Origin of the sequence: Kinneretia sp. DJ1R-11 (genome assembly GCF_025717595.1) — a bacterium.
Classification (GTDB): domain Bacteria; phylum Pseudomonadota; class Gammaproteobacteria; order Burkholderiales; family Burkholderiaceae_C; genus Paucibacter_A.
In genome coordinates this window covers 45,901-64,150 of sequence record NZ_JAJIRR010000017.1, presented here as the reverse complement: position 1 = coordinate 64,150, position 18,250 = coordinate 45,901, and the positions used below count along the sequence as shown (strand labels likewise).

The 18,250-nt window shown below is 65.9% G+C and carries 14 protein-coding genes; 5 read left to right on the top strand and 9 right to left on the bottom strand.

Annotated elements, in window-relative coordinates; genetic code table 11:
* Positions 1–12: 12 nt before the first annotated feature.
* The 5 genes from LNV23_RS21680 (at position 13) to LNV23_RS21660 (ending at position 6,856) form a co-directional block, all read left to right on the top strand.
* Positions 13–1,689, top strand: coding sequence for a formate--tetrahydrofolate ligase (locus LNV23_RS21680; protein WP_263564908.1), 1,677 nt, complete (start codon positions 13–15; stop codon positions 1,687–1,689).
* A 145-nt stretch (positions 1,690–1,834) separates the two neighbouring features.
* Entirely contained in the window at positions 1,835–4,159 is a 2,325-nt protein-coding gene (locus tag LNV23_RS21675; protein WP_263564907.1) for a M14 family zinc carboxypeptidase, read from the top strand.
* A 136-nt stretch (positions 4,160–4,295) separates the two neighbouring features.
* Positions 4,296–5,309, top strand: a complete 1,014-nt coding sequence (gene dusA, locus LNV23_RS21670) for a tRNA dihydrouridine(20/20a) synthase DusA (RefSeq protein ID WP_411910615.1) — start codon at positions 4,296–4,298, stop codon at positions 5,307–5,309.
* Positions 5,310–5,313: 4 nt separating this feature from the next.
* On the top strand, positions 5,314–5,874 hold the full coding sequence (locus LNV23_RS21665) for a methylated-DNA--[protein]-cysteine S-methyltransferase (RefSeq protein WP_263564905.1): 561 nt from the start codon (positions 5,314–5,316) through the stop codon (positions 5,872–5,874).
* Positions 5,875–6,202: 328 nt separating this feature from the next.
* Entirely contained in the window at positions 6,203–6,856 is a 654-nt protein-coding gene (locus LNV23_RS21660; protein WP_263564904.1) for an autoinducer binding domain-containing protein, read from the top strand.
* A 71-nt stretch (positions 6,857–6,927) separates the two neighbouring features.
* On the opposite strand, the gene LNV23_RS21655 is transcribed toward LNV23_RS21660, so the two are convergent.
* The 9 genes from LNV23_RS21655 to LNV23_RS21615 are packed head-to-tail and all read right to left on the bottom strand — an operon-like array spanning position 6,928 to position 18,248.
* The gene (locus LNV23_RS21655) at positions 6,928–8,676 is read right to left on the bottom strand and encodes an acyl-CoA dehydrogenase family protein (protein WP_263564903.1); all 1,749 of its coding nucleotides are present in this window, start codon (positions 8,674–8,676) and stop codon (positions 6,928–6,930) included.
* Between the two features lie 18 nt (positions 8,677–8,694).
* Entirely contained in the window at positions 8,695–9,420 is a 726-nt protein-coding gene (locus LNV23_RS21650) for a 4'-phosphopantetheinyl transferase family protein (RefSeq protein WP_263564902.1), read from the bottom strand.
* Positions 9,404–9,718 carry a RedY/HapK family protein gene (locus tag LNV23_RS21645; RefSeq protein ID WP_263564901.1) on the bottom strand — a complete coding sequence of 105 codons (315 nt, stop codon included), beginning with the start codon at positions 9,716–9,718 and terminating at the stop codon, positions 9,404–9,406. The genes LNV23_RS21650 and LNV23_RS21645 overlap by 17 nt, the downstream gene beginning before the upstream one ends.
* Positions 9,719–9,720: 2 nt before the next feature.
* On the bottom strand, positions 9,721–12,489 hold the full coding sequence (locus LNV23_RS21640; protein WP_263564900.1) for a PEP/pyruvate-binding domain-containing protein: 2,769 nt from the start codon (positions 12,487–12,489) through the stop codon (positions 9,721–9,723).
* Between the two features lie 14 nt (positions 12,490–12,503).
* Positions 12,504–13,541 (bottom strand): class I SAM-dependent methyltransferase, encoded by a 1,038-nt coding sequence (locus tag LNV23_RS21635; RefSeq protein WP_263564899.1) that lies wholly within the window; start codon positions 13,539–13,541, stop codon positions 12,504–12,506.
* Positions 13,542–13,556: 15 nt separating this feature from the next.
* Positions 13,557–14,771: a hypothetical protein gene (locus LNV23_RS21630; RefSeq protein WP_263564898.1), complete on the bottom strand. Its 1,215-nt coding sequence runs from the start codon at positions 14,769–14,771 to the stop codon at positions 13,557–13,559.
* Entirely contained in the window at positions 14,758–15,519 is a 762-nt protein-coding gene (locus tag LNV23_RS21625; protein ID WP_263564897.1) for an ABC transporter ATP-binding protein, read from the bottom strand. Before LNV23_RS21625 ends, LNV23_RS21630 begins: the two co-directional genes overlap by 14 nt.
* A complete protein-coding gene (locus LNV23_RS21620; RefSeq protein ID WP_263564896.1) occupies positions 15,512–16,801 on the bottom strand; it encodes an ABC transporter permease in 1,290 nt (429 codons plus the stop codon). The genes LNV23_RS21625 and LNV23_RS21620 overlap by 8 nt, the downstream gene beginning before the upstream one ends.
* Positions 16,802–16,811: 10 nt before the next feature.
* A complete protein-coding gene (locus LNV23_RS21615) occupies positions 16,812–18,248 on the bottom strand; it encodes an ABC transporter permease (RefSeq protein ID WP_263564895.1) in 1,437 nt (478 codons plus the stop codon).
* Positions 18,249–18,250: the final 2 nt, after the last annotated feature.

Genomic DNA, 18,250 nt, shown 5'->3' with positions numbered 1-18,250 from the left:
AAGAGCCTGCAGATGCCCACCGACATCGAGATCGCCCAAGCCGCCACCTTGCAGAAAATCCTGCCTCTGGCCCAGCGCACGCTGGATCTGCCCGAAGAGGCGCTCAGCCCTTACGGCCATTACAAGGCCAAGCTGGGCCTCGAATATCTGCCTGCTCTTGCCGGCCGCAAGAACGGCCACCTGATTCTGGTAACGGCGATTTCGCCCACACCCCCGGGCGAGGGCAAGACGACCACCACAGTGGGCCTCGGTGATGGCCTCAATCACATCGGCAAAAAGTCCATGATCTGCCTGCGCGAACCCTCGCTGGGCCCATGCTTCGGCATGAAGGGTGGAGCAGCCGGTGGCGGCCAGGCGCAGATCGTGCCGATGGAGGACATCAACCTCCACTTCACCGGCGATTTCCACGCCATCGCCCTGGCCAACAACCTGCTGGCCGCCTTGATCGACAACCACATCCACCATGGCAATGCGCTTGGCATCGATGTGCGCCGCATCAGCTGGCGCCGCGTGGTCGACATGAACGACCGCGCTTTGCGGGACATCACCGTGGCCTTGGGCGGCCCGGGCAATGGCTATCCGCGTCAGGATGGCTTTGACATCGTGGTCGCTTCCGAGGTCATGGCCATCTTGTGCCTGGCCACCTCGCTGGAGGATCTGAAGCGCCGCCTGGGCAATATCGTCATTGGCAGCACGGCCGACAAGCGGCCGGTCACCGCGCGTGAACTCAAGGCCGATGGAGCCATGGCCGCCTTGCTCAAGGACGCGCTGGCGCCCAATCTGGTGCAGACCCTGGAGGGCAATCTGGCCTTTGTGCACGGCGGCCCCTTTGCCAATATCGCCCATGGCTGCAACTCGGTGATCGCGACGCAAACGGCACTGAAGCTGGCCGACTATGTGGTCACCGAGGCTGGATTCGGTGCCGACCTCGGCGCCGAGAAGTTCATGGACATCAAGTGCCGCAAGGCCGGCTTGCAGCCCAGCTGCGCCGTCATCGTGGCCACCGTGCGGGCCCTCAAGTACCACGGCGGTACCGATGCGAAAAAGCCGGGCAGCGACACCCTGCAGGCCCTGGAGATTGGCCTGGCCAATCTCGGCCGTCACATCGAGAACGTGCAGCAGCATTACGGTTTGCCGGCCATCGTCTCCATCAACCGATTCGATGCCGACACGGCCGAAGAGATCGCCCTGATTCAGGCCTATTGCCAGCAACGCGGCGTGCGCTGCGTGCTGGCCACGCATTGGGCCGAGGGCGGTGCCGGTGCGGCCGAGCTGGCCCGCGCCGTCGTGGCCCAATGCGAGCAGGGTGGGGCGCGTGCCGCCAGCATTTACGAGGATGCCTTGCCGCTGGCCGACAAGATCCGCGCCATCGCCAGCAAGGTCTACCGTGCTGGCGAGGTGGTGTTCGAACCCAAGGCCGCCGCCCAGCTGCAGGAATGGCAGAACGCCGGTTGGGGGCAGCTGCCGGTCTGCATCGCCAAGACCCAGTACTCCTTCAGCAGCGATACCAACCTGCGCGGCGCGCCTGAGGGCCATGTGCTGCGCGTGCGCGAAGTGCGCTTGGCAGCGGGCGCCGAGTTCGTGGTGGCCATCTGCGGCGACATCATGACCATGCCGGGTCTGCCCAAAGTGCCCTCGGCCGAGCGCATCGATGTCGACGCGCAGGGGCGCATCAGCGGCCTGTTCTGAGCCCTTCGGGCCGCCGACGCTTGAACCTGTAAGGCCTTACAGACTCGGCCCAGTTTGAGGGTTTCTCCGTGCGCGCTGGCCCAGCCGGCTGCGCACACTGGCCATTCACGGCCCATGGATGGCCAGTTCGCCAAGGAGAAGCCCGATGCCTGCACTTCGCCCCTCTGTCTGGATGCTGACCTCGATGTTCAGCGGTGTCCTGCTCTCACCGGCAGGCAGTTCCTGGGCCCATGAGACGCCCGTCGCCTCTACGGCAGTCAAAGCACTCCCAGCCGAGGCTGCGCGCACGGTGTACCGCGCCTACTTCAAGGATCTGCGCCTGGCCCAGGGCATTGCTCACAGCCGCTTCGACACGCTGGAATCCAAGTACGAGCTGGGCTACTTGGTCGTGCTGGCCGATGCCAACGAGGCCCGCGAACTGCGCGCTCTGGGTTTTCGCCTGCAGGGCGATGAGCAGTGGCTGGGCGAGCAGCAGGCCCAAGCCAGCCGCGAAAGCGCCGAGCTGGCCGAGCGCCGCCGCAGCTTGGGCAAGGACCTGACGCCCAGTTTCGCCGGCATCCCGAGCTACAGCTGCTATCCCACGGTTGAAGAGGTGTTCACCGAAGGCGATGGGCTGATCGCCGCCAAGCCCCAGCTGGCGCGCTGGGTGGACATCGGCGACAGCTGGCAAAAGACCCGCGGCAGCGGCGGCTACGACCTGCGTGTGCTCAAGCTGGGCAACAGCGCCGGCCCAGCCACCAAGCCGCGCCTCTTCGTCAATGCCGGCATCCATGCCCGCGAGTACACGACCACCCCCTTGGTGCTTGAGTTCGCCAAACGCCTCGTCAATGGCTACGGCGTCGATGCCGATGCGACCTGGATCCTCGACCACCACGAGATCCACCTGCTCCTGGCCACAAATCCCGATGGGCGTAAGAAGGCCGAGACCGGCCTGCTCTGGCGCAAGAACACCAACACCGCCTATTGCGGCGCCACCAGCAACAGCCGCGGCGCCGACCTGAACAGGAATTTCGGCTTCCAGTGGAACAGCACCAATGGCGCGGGCTCCAGCGGCAGCGCCTGCAATGAAACCTACCGTGGGCCCAGCGCGGCGTCCGAGCCGGAAACCCAGGCGGTGGAGGCTTACATCCGAAGCCTCTGGCCCGACCGCCGCGGCCCCAACCGCGCCGATGCCGCACCGCTGGACACCTCGGGCATCCATCTGGACATCCACAGCCACGGTCGCCTCTTGCTCTGGCCCTGGGGCACCAATGGCGTGGTGGCCGGCAATGACAAGCAACTGGCCACCCTGGGCCGCAAGTTCGCCTTCTGGAATGGCCACACACCGCAGCGCTCGCTGAGCCTCTACGAGACCGATGGCACCAGTGATGGCCCGAGCTACGGCGAACTCGGCGTGGCCGCCTTCACCTTCGAGCTGGGTACGGCGTTTTTCGAGCAGTGCAGCTACTACAACAGCACCGTGCTGCCCGGCAACCTGCCGGCCCTGATCTACGCCGCCAAGGTGCTGCGCACGCCCTACCAAACCCCGGCCGGCCCCGATGTGCTGAGTCTGGCTCTGGCCGGCAACGCCAGCAGCGGCGGCGTGCCTGCTGGAACCCAGGTGGCTCTGACGGCCACGGTGGACGACAGTCGCTACAACAACAGCAATGGTGCCGAGCCGACCCAGGCCGTGGCCGCGGCCGAAGCCTATATCGACACCCCACCCTGGGTGGCCGGCGCGGTGGCGCGCGCGCTGCAGGCCAGCGACGGAAGTTTCAACAGCACGAGCGAAGGTGTGCGCTCCAGCCTCGACACCGCCGGCCTCGGACCGGGCAGGCACATCGTCTACGTGCGCGGCCGTGATGCGGCAGGCAACTGGGGTGCCTTCAGTGCCGTGTTCCTGAACATCAACGACGGCAGCGGCGGCACGGCGCCAGTGGCCGCCTTTGACGCCAGCATCAACGGACTCAACGTCAGCTTCACCGACCGCAGCAGTGATGCCGACGGCAGCATCGCCTCGCGCAGCTGGAATTTCGGCGACGGCGCCAGCAGTACCGTCGCCAGCCCCAGCCATGCCTACGCGGCGGCCGGCAGCTACACGGTCAGCCTCACCGTCACTGACAACGAGGGCAAGAGCAACAGCCTGAGCAAGCCCCTGGTACTCAGCGCCGACAGCGTACCGGTGCTCGGCAACGGCCAGACCGTCAGCGGACTCAGCGGCGCCAAGGGCAGTTGGCGCTATTACAAGGTCGCCATCCCAAGCGGTGCGCGCAATCTTGTCGTCAAAGGCAGTGGCGGCAGCGGCGATATGGATCTCTACACCCAGAACGGCAGCCAGCCCAGCTTGAGCAGCTACAGCTGCCGCCAGAACGGCTCGACCAACACCGAAACTTGCAGCATCGCCAGCCCGGTGGCCGGCTGGGTCTACATCGGCCTCTATGCCTACGCCGCCTACTCGGGGCTGAACCTGAACGTGAGTTTCACACCCTGAAGGTGAGGGTGCTTGGCGCCGGGGAAGCAGGCTTTGGGATAATCGGGCGGTGAATACCGCGCTCCCCTTTGCACCTGCCTCCTCGGCTCCGACCGATTCGCCCACGATCAGCCCCTGGCGGCTCTCGGTTGCCCCCATGTTGGATTGGACCGATCGGCATTGCCGGACCTTCCATCGCCTGCTGACCCGTCAGACCCGGCTTTACACCGAAATGGTGACGACCGGCGCCTTGCTGCACGGCGATCAGCCCCGGCATTTGGACTTCAACCCCGAAGAGCATCCGGTCGCTCTGCAGCTCGGTGGCTCGGAGCCGGCAGATCTGGCCGCCTGCGCCCAGCTGGCCGAGCGATGGGGTTATGACGAGGTCAACCTCAACTGCGGCTGTCCGAGCGAGCGGGTTCAGCGTGGCGCTTTTGGCGCCTGCCTGATGGCCGAGCCAGGTCTGGTGGCCGATGGCGTCAAGGCCATGCGCGATGCGGTGAGCATCCCGGTCACGGTCAAGCACCGCATCGGTATCGACAAAATTGAGAGCTACGACTTCGTGCGGGATTTCGTCGGCCAGATCGCCGAGGCCGGCTGCGAAGTTTTCATCGTTCATGCGCGCAATGCATGGTTGCAAGGCCTGTCGCCGAAAGAGAACCGTGAGATCCCGCCGCTGCGCTACGAATTGGTGCACCAGCTTAAACGCGATTTCCCTGCGCTGACCATCGTCCTCAATGGTGGCATCAAAACCGACGAAGAGATCGCCGAGCAGCTACAGCATGTGGACGGCGTGATGGTCGGCCGCCAGGCCTATCACGAGCCCTGGCAGATGGTCGATTGGGACCGGCGCTTCTTCGGCGCACCCAACCCGGCCCAGTCGCGCGAGCAGGTCGAGGCCGACTGGCTGCTCTATCTGGAGCGCCATGTCGCTTCAGCGCCATATGCCAGCTGGCCCCAGGCCATGCGCCATGCCCTGGGTTTGTGGAATGGCCAAGCCGGCTCGCGCCGCTGGCGTCAGATCTGGTCCGACCATCAATACAAAGCCCTGGCGCCGCGCGCCGTGGCCGAGATCGCGACGCAGGCACGCGTCGGCGTGGCGGCGCATGTGGCCGAAAAAGCTGCGGAGAAGCTTGCGGCCGAGGTGGGTGCCAGCGCGGCTGCCGCTTGAGGCCATGATCTGCTTGCACGGTTTTGACACCGCCCTGGGCCTCTGCTGTATTGCCTGGAACGAGCTCGGCGTCTGCGGCAGCCAATTGCCCGGGGCCACGACCAGTCTGAGCCGCGACCGCTTGCGCCAGCGCTTTCCCACCGGCCGCGAGACCGATCAGCTGCCACTCCAGATCGCAGCGGCCGTGCATGCCGTGCAACGCCTGTTGGCCGGTGAGCTGGCCGACAACGAGGAGCTGCTGGCGATCGTGCTGGATGACAGCGCGCTGCCCGAATTCCAGCGGCAGGTGCTGGCGATGACTCGCCAGATTCCGCTGGGCCAGACCTGCAGTTACGGTGAACTTGCCGCGCGCCTGGGCCAGCCAGGCGCGGCGCGCGCCGTGGGCCAAGCCGAAGGCCGCAACCCCTTTGCACCCATCGTGCCCTGCCATCGCGTGCTGGCCAGCGGCAAGGGGCAAGGCGGTTTTTCAGCCCATGGGGGCTTGTTGACGAAACAGCGTTTGTTGGCCATCGAAGCAAGTTCTGCTCGTGATTGGACCGGCCAGCAAATGACGCTGAATTTGTAGAGCAGCTCCAACCCAGCAAAACCCTGGCGCACCATGAAGCGTTTGCAATGTTCAGATCCGCCATCGCGGTCGAGCTGGCCAGCAGGGCTCGGCAATCGAAGCACCAAGGCTTGCCCCGTTTCCATCGGCGCCGAGCTCAGGGCGGAAGTTCTTACATTCACTTGCAGCTATTGGCCTGACCCTGTAAGGGCTTACAGCGCAAGCAAGCGGGCAGCACGGGTATGCTGAAGCGGAGGTACTACGGCTTCGAGAATAGCTTGGGGAAGCAATGAGAGCTTGGCAGGAGGAGTTGTTGCAGGTCGCGCAGGACGTGGATTGTGAGCACACGATGCTTCAGCGGCTCGGTGGCGCTGCGCGAGACTTGGGCTTTGACTACTGCGCCTACGGCATGCGTATTCCGCGGTCTTTCAGCAATCCCAAGACCGTCATGCTCAACAACTATCCGGTGGGCTGGCAGGTGCACTATGCCAGCGAGAACTATCTGAAAATCGACCCAACGGTTCATCATTGCCGGCAGAGCAGCCAGCCCTTGGTTTGGAACGATGCGGTGTTTGTCGACGCACTGACCCTGTGGAGCGATGCCCAGGACCATGGTTTACGGCATGGCTGGGCTCAGTCCAGCCTGGATGCTTTTGGTGTTGGAGGGATGCTGACCCTGGCTCGGGGTCACGACGCGCTCTCCCAAGCCTGGCTGGAGCAAGAGGAGATCAAGCTGCGTTGGCTGGTCTGCGTGGCACATCAAAGCCTGTCGCGCTTGATTCGCCGGCGTCATTGCGAAGACGGCGCTGCAGGCCTGAGCGTGCGCGAGCTCGAAGTTCTCAAATGGACGGCCGATGGAAAGACCTCGGGTGAGATCGCCTCCATCCTGGCGGTTTCCGAGAACACGATCAATTTTCACGTCAAGAACTCGATCGTCAAGCTCCGCGCCAGCAACAAGACCTCGGCCGTGGTGCAAGCGGCCTTGTTGGGTTTGCTCAACTGAAGCCTTTCGGCTTAAGGCAAGATCATTGCTTGAGTGTTGATCCTGGTGAAGCAAGCGCAGACGCAGGCGCTTCACCAGGCGGCTTGCAGCGGGGAGAGTGAGAACAGCAGGTGCTGCTCCACACAATTCATGGCAGCTTGCAGCAGCCTTTGCTCGCGCGCCTCGCAGGCCGCGATGCCGAGCTCAGGCAAGGTCTGCCTGAGGCCTTCGAGCAGCAGATCGCTGCTGACGCCGGTCCTGTCTGTGATCGCAGCGGCCTCTTGGTCGAAACACCAAGCCAGGGCCAAGGCACAGCCAGGCCACAAGCGCGCATAGTCCATGGCCAGTTGCTGGGCGGCGCTGCTGTCCACGGGCAAGCGGTTCACCCAGAAATGCTGCTCGATGTTTGCCAGACATTGCTGCAGCCCTTGGTCCAGGGCCAGCAAAGCGACAGCCACGGCGTCACTGCTCACACCCTGGGTGCCGCGACGCCAGCAGAGGTAGGCTTGCATCAGACTGTCCCGCCCTTGGCTGCTCAGACGCAAGGCACTCGACTCAGGCCAGCCCTTGACAGCGGCGCTCGTGGTCAGCAGTTGGCGAGCCTGATTCATCAGCCTCGCTGCATCGCTCGAGCCCTCGGCCCAGGTCTCGTTCAAGCTTTGTTGCAACTGGCGAAGCTGGCCGGCGAGCAGGCCCAAATTGACCTGGGTGCTTCCATCAAAGAGGCTGACGACTTGCAGATCGCGCGCCATCTTTTGAAACATGCCCAGCTCATCCTGGGAGCGCAGATAGTGCCGCGCCCCGAGTACCTGGGCCAGTTCGCGCGCGATGGCTTCGCAACTGACCGGCAACTGGTACTTGCAGATCGGTGAAAGCACGCTCAGTTCACCCGGTAACAGGGCAATCGAACGCGTGGCCGCCTGGGCCAGCAGATCATTGCACAGCAGCTTGGCATAGCACTGGGCCAGCTTGGCGCGTGCGACCGGGATTTGGGCTACCGTCTTGCCATAGAGCTGGCGTTGCTGAGCAAAACCCAGGGTCAGGCGCAACAAGGTGTCGGTGGCGCCGAGCGAGAATCCGGCGCACAGGATGCGAGAAATCTGCAAGGTCTTGAGTACGGTGCTCAGGGCGGCCTCCGTGCGGGGGAAGGCCGCATCGGCGGCCACGCAAGGGTAGTCCTGGAGCCGGAAGCCGCTGATGTCTGCCCCGCGAATTCCATGGGTTTGAATCTTGGCCAGCGAGCGCCAACCGGAACCCTCCGCGGGCCCACGGGCCAGGCGCAGCAATACCAGCTCCTTGCGACCGTCCACATGCTGTTGACAGGCCAGCACCGTTGCCGATCCACCTTTGCTGCCATTGTTGATCAGCCACTTCTCGCCACTCAGGCGCAGGTGGATGCCGTCCGGATCAGCCTGCACCTTGAACTCGGTGGACAGAATGTCGCTGCCATGCTCGCGCTCGGTCAGCGCGAGGCAGGCCAGGCTGCCGGCGCGCAGGCTTTGGGCATGCGCCTGTTGTTGGCTCGGGCTGCCGGCCAACCAGATGGGGATGGATCCCAGCAGGGTTTGGCCGAAAGCGATGGCCGTGCTTAAGTCACGGCGCGACAGAATTCGCGACAAGGCCAGGATTCGCTCGGGTTCCTCCATTTGTCCGTCCAGTCTGGCAGGTAGCAGCTGCTCGAACATGCCCAGGCGCAGCAGGGTGTTCAGGCGCGCCTGCGGGAAGGCCTCGGCTTCATCCTCGCGCAGCGCCTCATCAAAATTCAGCAGCGCGTCGGCTTGGCGCGGGTCACCGAGCTGCTGCTCCCATCGGGAGGCGATTTCGAGGCTTTCAGTTCTCATGAGGGTCGGTCTTCTCTTTTAGGAATGGGTGGACTGCGGCTGGGCATGGACCAGGGCGCAGGCCTCTTGTTCATTGGCATAGAGGCTGACGTGCCAGCCCATGCCGGCCGGCGCAGGCGGCCATGCGGCCTGCGCGGTCCAGCGCGGCTGGGCATCTGCGCTCCAGCCCAGCAGTCGCCAGCCCTGCGCAAGCGCCACAAAGCTGCCGCTGCCCTGGCACTTGAAGCGTGCCTCCTTGAGACACCAGAGCAGGGTTCGGGCCTGGCGGGCGCTGACCCCCAACTGGGCAACGGTCACAGCCACTTCCTCGGCAGGCACCAGCATCTGCAGTGACTGCGCCTGCACCGCCTCATGGACTTCGGTGTCCAGGCCCAGAGGCGAGTGATCTGCAACCGCCATGGCCCGGCGCCGGCTGTGGCTGATGCTCAGGTACAGCGCGGAACCGGGCAGGCATGGCCGCGCCAATGCGTCGCTACCAATCAGCAGCTGGGACGGCGCCGCCAGTTCCCGAGGTAACAAGCGCCTCAGTGCGGACTTGGCGCACAGCCGGCCGGCGAGCCAGTCGCGTCGGCGTTTGGGCCAGCTGAGGCCGTGCCAGCGCTGCAATTCCAGGGGGTGCAGCTGCAGCGCCAGCCAGTCGCCATCCGGCTGCGCAGGCACTTGGTCCAGCAGCAGCTGCTGAGTTGGCAGCAGACCCAACGTCGGCCCGGCTTGCGCCAGCGAAGGCTCAGCTTCGACGCTCAAAGCCCGGCTCCAGCAGCTGGCCAGCAAACTGATCGCCCAACTCGGCCATCTCGACGAAGCGCGCATGCAAGCCATGGAACAGGGCGCTGCGCGTGTCCGCCTCGAAGTCCGACAGACTGCTGACTTCGACGATCTCGAAGAAATCCAGACCGTCGCCGCCCGGGCACTCAAAGACTCGGAAGCGCTGCACGCTGGTCAGATCCTGGCAGGCGGCGTAGTCCACTTCGCGCACCCAGCGCATGAAGGGCTCGCGCTGGTCCGCGGATTTCAAACGGATGCGATCAATCAGGACCGTCATGTTCAGCTCCCTGTGTTCTTGCTGTCCAGGCGTTCGATGGCCACCAGTCCGCGCTCGCCGTCGACGGTCAACCAGTCGCCGCTGCGGATGCTCGCGGTGGCGAACTGGGTGTTCACCACCGAGGGAATACCGAACTCTCGGGCCACGATGGAGCTGTGCGACAGCATCGACCCGATGTCGGTGACCACCGCGCCGGCCAAGGCGAACAGCGGCGTCCAGGAAGCGTCGGTGAACTGCGTCACGATGATTTCACCGCTTTGCAGCTCGGCGGCTTGCCGGTTGAGATCCAAAATCACACGGGCTCGCGCCCGCAGCACCCCGCGCGAGGTGCCCAGCCCGCTCAGGTCGCCCCGGATGGGCGCGAGGGGCGCCGCCGAGCGCTCAGGTGGCCTGCCGATGAAGGTCAGCGGCGGCTCGCCTTCACGCAGCCAGGCCTGCTGCCGCCGGCGCCGGGCTTCGATCAAGGCGCTCGGGAAGGCCTGGTCCGCGCTCAAGCGTCCATCAAGGTAGGCCTGGATCTGATCGAAGTCCAACCAGGCCATATCGGCCATATCGCGCAAGAGGCCTTGTTCCAGCAAGCGACGACTCAGCTCGCAGACCACGCGACGAACCAGCCAGATCGAAGTGATCATGCTCATGCGGGTTTCTTCACGCAGGCGGCTGCAGGCGCAGTACAGCGTGCTCACTCGCTTGAGCAGCCATCTGCGAGCCGGCGAGAGTTCGGCCAGCAGTGCCTCGGTGTCCACCTGACGCCGTTGATCGTTACTCGCCAAGCGCTCATCGACGCTGAAGCCCTGGCGCATGTAAATCTTGATCATTTGGAAGACATAGCTGGGGTCATCCACCCAGCGCGGGTGTGTGAGCTCCATCTCTTCATGACCGCGCACACCGTTGTTGCGCATGAACAGCGCGTACTCTTTGCGCAGAAAGACCTGACCCTGCACATGAGCGGACAGCACATCATGTGCCAGCTCGGCCGGCGTGGCTTCCAGCAAGGTCGGCAGTTCGGGATAGCTTTGCAGCGCCTGGGTCAGCTGCCACAGCTCGCGCGCCGACTCCACCGTGCGCAAGTTCGACATATCGCCCTTGAGCCGGTTCTGCAAATGCATGCCGCGCCCCGGCAGCCAAGCGCCGCACATCTCTTCCAGGACCCCGTACAAGGTGAAGGCATTGATGTAGAAGGGCAGGTAGCCGATGTGCATGGCCTTGAAGTAGGCGAGCGAATGCTGCATCTCACCGCGCAGTTCGCCCATGCTCAGGCGCCGCAGGTCCATGTGCAGAGCGCGCTCGTACTCGCGGTGGCGGCTGGCCACCATGCGTCGGGCCCGTCGCTTGGCGCCCAGCAGCTCCAGCGCGGCTTTTTGCACCCAATAGCCATGGCAGATGGCGCGGCGCCAGGCGGTGCTGCCCAGACGCAAACCGTAGGGGTTGCGGTAGCCGTCGAGCGTCACCTCTTCGCTGCTGAAGCGGTGCAGAAACGGCGCCTGGTCCATGCCCACTGGAGTTTGCGAGAGCAGGTAGGCGGTGTAGGCCACATTGAGGTAAACATGGCCGCGGTAGTAGCCCATGTAGAGGTCCGGGTCGCCCAGATCCAGCAGACCGATGCCGGTACCGCAGGCACGGTGGACCTGGTACTGGTAATGCTTGGCAAAGCTGATGCCCAGGTGGCTCATGCGGCCGGTGAAGATCTCGCCAATGTCCATGCGGGACCACAGCACGGCATCCGACATCGCGGCATCGCTGCGGCCCTGCTGCGGCCCCTCATCGGCTTCCAGCGGTTCAGGCCTAGCCAGGGTCGTGATGGCCCGGCTTTGCAGCAGCCAGAGCTGGCCGTCTTCCTCGCGAGCCCACTCGATGTCCTGAGGATGACCGAGCAAGCGCGAACAGCGCGTCAGCAGGGCACCCACCTCCGCGCGGGCAAGCAGATCGAGGGCGGGGCTGTCGGCCAGCTCCTGCGTCAGCGCTTGCAGATGCAACTGCCCTTGGTCCGGAGACCAGAGCAAGGCCGTGTGCTTGGACTCGATGTTCTGAGACAGGGTGCGCAGATCCGACAGCGCCAGGGTGTAGCCATCGCTGGGTACGCGCCCCGACACCAGGCCCTCACCCAGGCCGCGGCAGGCCTCGATGCGCATCTGCTCCAGCTGCGGCTGCAGCGGGTCGCGGGCAAATCCCACGCCCGCGCAGCTGTGCGCCGTGGCGGGCACCATGCGCTGAATGACCACGCCCATGCGGGCACCGACCAAGGTCTGGGCGTGCTGGCGACGGTAGGACAGGGCGGCTGTGTTGAACAGAGAGGCCCAGCAGCTGCGCAGGCGCTGCAAGAGTTCCGGCACGCCCTGCACATACATGAAGCTGCTGTATTGGCCGGCAAAGGAAAGGCTTTGTCCATCTTCATCACAGGCCGACGAGCGCACGGCCACGGCGCCCGCCCCCAGGCCCTCGTAGGCCAGAGCCAGCTCGCTGATGGCATGGCTGGGGAACTCCCCGGCCCGAATTTGCTCCGCCATCTCCGCCCAGACCGCCGCGTCGCCACTGCCCAGGGCCTGGTCCAGGTCCAGGCCGTTGTGCTGGGCAAACTCTTCCATGGCGTGGATGGGCACGCACAGGCCGTCCGGCACGGGCAGGCCCAGAGCGAACAGGCGGGCCAGTTGCGCACCCTTGCCACCCAGACGTTGAGCATTCAGGTGGTGGCAGGTCGAGAAGCGCCAGGCCCATCGCGCTTCCGGGCTTGAAGTGCGTGGACCGAGATCGATCGGGCTTTCCAGATTCATGCGGTGTCTCCTCGTCAAAGCGTTGGGTTTGGCCGGCGGGCCAAGAAGCCGTAGTAGCTTTCCCCGGGCAGCAGCTGGCGGTGGGCGATGTCTCGCCAGCCTGTGTCTTGCAGCAGCGTCAGCAGTTGTGCGCGCTCGGGCAGACCGGCGTTGATGTCGGACAGGGTCCACCACAGATGCAGGGCGGCGACGGCCGGGCTGCCACCCTGGCAGCTGCTGGTGATCAGCACCCGGCCATCGGGCGCCAAGAGCCGGCCCACATGCTCCAGCAGGGCCTGGCGCTCGCTACTCTTGAAGTAGTAAAAGTTGTTGTGCAGGGTGATGAGCTCGTAGCCCTGACCCGGCGGCGGCGGTGGCAGATCAAAGAGCTGGGCCTGCTGCAAGTCCACCTGGTCCTTCAGGCCCGCGGCATTCAGATGCGCGCGGGCGCTGTCCACCACATCGGCCTGCATATCGATGGCCGTGAGTTGCACGCCCGGCCAGCGTTTGAGCATATAGCTCAGGTAGTGTCCAGCGCCGCAGCCCACTTCCAGCACGCTGCGCGGGCGCTGCTGCGTGAACGCCCAGTCGATGGCCTCTTCAACAAAGGGTTCCAGAATGCGCGAGGAACGTGCGATCAGGGCGCCATCCTGGTCGTCCAGGGTGTAGGTTCGGCCACCGCGCAAGCGTGCCGGCGCACCGAGGATGGCGTCAAAGTGATAACGCGTCACTTCGGCGAACATGGCGGCCGTCACATCATTGCGTGGCCGGGCCAAGAGCCGTGACAGCTTGCCCTTGAGGTGGTAGCGGCCGCCGCGCAAGGCCAGCTCGCCGACGCCGAGGCCACAGTCCAGCCAGGCCAGCAGGGCGTTGTGGCGTTCCGGGCCGATCCGCAAGGCCTGGGCGATGCTGTGGCTGTCGCGCGGCGACTCTTGCAAGAGCGTCAACAAGCCTGATGCGTCGGCGGCGCTGGCAAACGCGCTGCGGTACAGGCTTTGGGTCTCCCCTCCGAGACGCAGGAAAGACAGCACGTTTTTTTCAAAGACGAGCTTCTTCAGGGTGGCCAGTTTCATTCGCGATCCTTGGTCTCAGTGATGCATGAGCAGGCTCAGCTGCAGGGCCCGGCCGAGCGTGCGGAACTCGCTGCCGCGCTCACCGCTGACCGGAAGGCTCCAGTGCGCGCGCAGCTCCATGGCTTCACGCAGCTGCCACTTCAGGCCCAGCAAGAGCTGGCCGCTGGCGTCGCTGCGGTTGTGCAGGCACAGCAGATCGACCTGCAGCAAAGGGTGGGCTTCCCAGCTCAGCGCTCCGGCAAGGTACTGCCGGCTGCGGCCCAGATGGGGCAGCCCCAGCGTCGCGGGTGCGCTCTGCCGCAGGGCCTCCAGATTCAACATCCAGCCCGGCCGCAGCCGGTACTGGGCGCCGAGCAGGGCGCGGTGTTGCCAGCGTGACTCCGCCTGCAAGCCGCCTCGGTGGCCCAGCAGTTCGACATACCAGTCGCCACCAGCCAGGTCCAGGCGCTGGGCACCCAGGCCCAGGAGGGTCAGGCCGCTGCGGCGCGCCAGCCAGAGCTGGCCGAGGTCCGAAGCGCGGCTCCAGGCCAGGCCTTGCTGGACATGCCAGCGGCGTCGCCCTTCCGGCGCCGGCGCCAGGTCGGCACTCGCGCCTGGAGCGGTTTCGCGCCGCACGCTCAGCAGACTCTGGCTGGTCCAGCCCGGGCTCAGTTCCTGATCGAACAGCAAGGCGTCGACGCCGGGTTTGTAGAGTCGCTCCAAATCCAGGGGCTGAAACGGTGCATGCAGGTCCAGCACCGACCACAAGCGGCCCAGACCGCGGCTGATGGGCTGGCGGCCCAGGCTGTACTGCCAGCCGGCCTGGCGTGCGCTGAGGTAGGCCCAGTCCAGCTGCAGTCGGCTGGCTCGCTGCGTGCCCAGCCGCGCCCGGGGCGAGCCCAGCGCTCGCACATCCTCGGCCGGGCGCAGCCAGGCCCATTCCTCGCGCTGCCGCGCCTGCCAGTGCTCGGCATCCAGATGCAGGGTCCAACGCGGCTCTGCCGGGCTGCCGGCGCCGTGCTGGGCATGCAGGCGCAGCTGGGCATTGAGCAGATGCTGGCGCGGCGCCGCGCCGCCCTCGAGCTCCGGGCGCAGCTGCATGGCGCGCAACCAGAGCAGGGCGCCCCGGTCGGCGGGGGCTTCCAGTTCTGCCATTGCCGGCTCGCTGGCGCCCGTGGAGGCCTGGCTGAGCCCGGGGGCGAGCCAAATCAGGGCCCAAAGCAGGACCAGCATGGCTTCAGGCCAGGGCATGGCGGGCTTCGCCATCGCGACGGGCGCGCTCGCGCGCTTCGGGCCGCTCGATCGGGTCCTGAGCTTGGTCGGACACCAGCTTCCCATCGCGCAGCAGGATCACGCGGCGAGCCCTCTGGATCACCAACGGATCGTGTGAGCTGAAGACAAAGCTCACGCCTTGCTCGCGATTGAGGCTTTGCATGAGTTCCATCAGCGCGATCGCGGTGGCCGAGTCCAGATTGGCGGTCGGTTCATCGGCAATCACCACGCGAGGCCCGCTGGCGATGGCGCGCGCCACGGCCACGCGTTGCTGCTGCCCGCCGCTGAGCTGGTCCGGGTAGCGGTGCATCTGCTCGCCGAGCCCGAGCTGCTGCAGCAGGCGGATGCTGCGTTCGCGCCGCTGTTCCGGCGCGATGCCTTGGAACTCCATGACCATCTCGGTGTTCTCCAGTGCGCTGAGCACCGGCATCAGGTTGTAGGCCTGGAACACAAAGCCGAGTGAATCGCGGCGCAGCCCTGACAGCTCGGTGGCTGACAGGCGCGATACATCGCGACCGGAGAACTGCAGCTGGCCCTCGGAGGGCGAATCGAGCAGGCCCAGCAGATTGAGCAGCGTCGATTTACCGGAGCCCGAGGGTCCGGCGATCACGACGAACTCTCCGGCGTCGATGCGCAGATCGATGCCGCGCAGCGCATGGACTTGCAGCGAGCCTTGTTGGAAACGCTTGTGCAGGCCATGGGCCTGGAAGATGGGGGTGTCAGGCATGGTGCTTGATGGCCTCGATGGGCTTGAGACGTCCAGATTTGTAGGCGGGGTAGAGGCTGACCAGCAGGGTCAGCAGCAGGATCAGGGTCGCCACGCCCGCCAGCTTCAGCGGCTTGAGCAGGGAATAAAAGCGCTCGGGCAGCAGCACGCCGCCGGCTTCCAGGCCGGTGCCGAAAACCTCCCGGAAGTTCAGGCCCTCGGTCGCGAAATGCCAATGCGCCGCCAGGCCCAGCAGCAAGCCCAGCAGCAGGCTGGTGCCGGCCAGGTAAAGCGACTCCAGCAGCACCACGCGCACGATCAAGCCGGGGCTGCTGCCCAGGGCCAGCATCACGCCGAACTCGCGGTGCCGCTTGAGCACGGACATGATCACGGTGTTGAGGATGCCGGCCACCACGACCACGATCACGATCACCATCAGCAAGGCCATGCCGGCCGCATCCATGGCCACGGCCGAGTTCAGCTCGGGGGCGGCCTGGGTCCAGGCCTGCGCCTCCCAAGCCCGCGCCTCAAGCAGTGGCTGCATCTGCAGCTGCAAGGCCGGCAGTTGCTGCTCATCCTCCAGATACAAGGCCAGCTGGCTGACGCCCTGGGCGGCGCCGGTCAGCTGTTGTGCAGCCTCCAAGGGCAGTTCCACCCAAAAGGCATCGAGTTCCTGGATGCCGGTGCGGAAGATGCCGTGCAGCTCAAATGCCGCCCGTGCGAACTCTCCGCCTCCCAGGGGCTTGACCGTCAGGGTGACGCGGTCGCCGATGCGCACATCCAGGGCCTTGGCCAGGCGCTCGCCGAGCACCAGAGGCGGCAGGCCGGTGCGGGCCGGTGCCTCGCCAGGCGATGCCTGCGCGGTGGGTACCGGCAAGGGGTAGCCGACGATGATGGCGCGCGCATCGGCAATGCCGGACACCGGCAGCTCCAGCGCCGGCTCCACGCCCGAGGCCGTGACCGCGATCTGCTGGGCGCCGGCCTGGGCCATGGCCGAGAAGCGCAGCCGCGGCACCACGCTGCTGGCCAGGGTGCCCGCTGCCGCGCGACTTTGCTCCAGCGCTTGCGGGCCTTTGGCAATCAGGCGCTCCAGGCTCGGATCCTGCGCATGACCTTGCTGGGACAGGATCAGATGACCCAAACCCATGCGCACGCCGACTTGGATCATGGCTTGATGGCCGCCGTCGGACAGCCCCAGGAAGCAGGTCAGCAAGGCCATGGTGCTGACGATGATGGCGGCAGTGAAGCCGCTGCGGCGGCGGTGGCGCAGAAGGTTGCGAAGGGCCAGTCGGTGGGCAAGCATGTTCATGTCCTCACTGCGCTCTCATGCCGGCAGCCGGCGTCAATCGGGCGGCCCAGCTGGCGGGCAGCAAGGCGGCCAGCAGGCTGATCAGGATCAGCATCAGCAAGGGCAGGGCTGCGCTGGCGATGCTGAGCTGCCCGCGCAGAACCGGCGCCATGCCCACCCCGGACAGGCTGAACTCGCCGAAGCCCGATACATCCAGTCCATGCAGCTGCAGCCACAGACTCAGGCCCATGCCGGCCGCCAGGCCCACCCCGCCGCCGGCCAGGCACAGCAGCACGGTTTCGGCGATCACCAGCAGCAGCACTTTGCTCGGTGCCAGACCCAGCGCCTTGAGCAGGCTGAGCTCGCGCTGGCGCTCCATGACGCTGACCAGCATGGTGTTGAGCACGCCCACGCCGGCGATCAAAAAGACGATGAAGACCAGGGTGCCCATCAGGGCACGATTGGCGGCGATCAGGGCCAAGACATCGGGCCGCAGCTGCGACCAGCTCTGCACCTTCTGGCCATCGCCCAGGCGGGCCTGCAGCTCGGCGGCCAGGGCATCGGCCTGTGCCGGTGCGGCCAGGCGCAGCGCAATCTCATGGGCCTGGCCCGGCAGCTGCAGCATCTTCTGCAGATCGGTCACATGAAGCAGCAGCCGGCTGCGGTCCTGATGGTCCAGGCCGGTCTGCAGCACGCCGCGGACTTCCAGCTCCAGATGGCTTTGCACGCCCTCGGCGCTTTCGACCAGCAGGCCCAGTGTCTGCCCCCAGCGACCTTGCGCATCGGCGGCCAGGCCCAGATTGGCCGCCAGCTTGACCCCCAGCACCACGCCGGGGCGGCGACTGGGTCCCGGGGCCAGTTGTTCGGCCAGGGCCAGGCTTGGGTCCTGCAGCTGCGCCGGCGTGCCGGCTGCGCTCGCCGCTTGGCTGCGGCCCTCCAGCCGGGCAAAGGCGCGGGCAATGGCGGCCTCGGTCAGGGCCTGGTCGGTGGCTTGCTGCTGGGCATCCAAAGCCTGGGCCTCGCGCCAGGGCGTCGGCAGAGCTGCGAGCCATTCACCCTGGCTGAGTTTGCGATGCAGAACGGTCACGGCCGCTTCCTGCTCGGGATCAATGCCCATCAGCTGCACGCCGGCCGAACGCGTGCCATGACTGAGGTAGGCGAAGGCATACAGGCGCAGACTCAGAGCCTGGACGCCTGAAATGCGCAAAGCGGCCAGGGCCTTGGGATCGGCCGGTACCGTGCTGCGCAAGGCCCGGCTGTCGAGGTAGGCCGGCTCATGAATCTGCACATGCCCGACTTCGCCTTCGGTGGTGCCCTGGATCAGCTCCTGGCTCAGGCCATCCATCAAGGCCAGGGTTGCCATGCACAAGGTCAGGGCCAGAGCCAGGCCCAGGCCGGTGACCATGCTGCGTTTGGCATTGCGTCCCAAATTGCGGCAGGCCATGCGGTAGATCGTGCTCATGC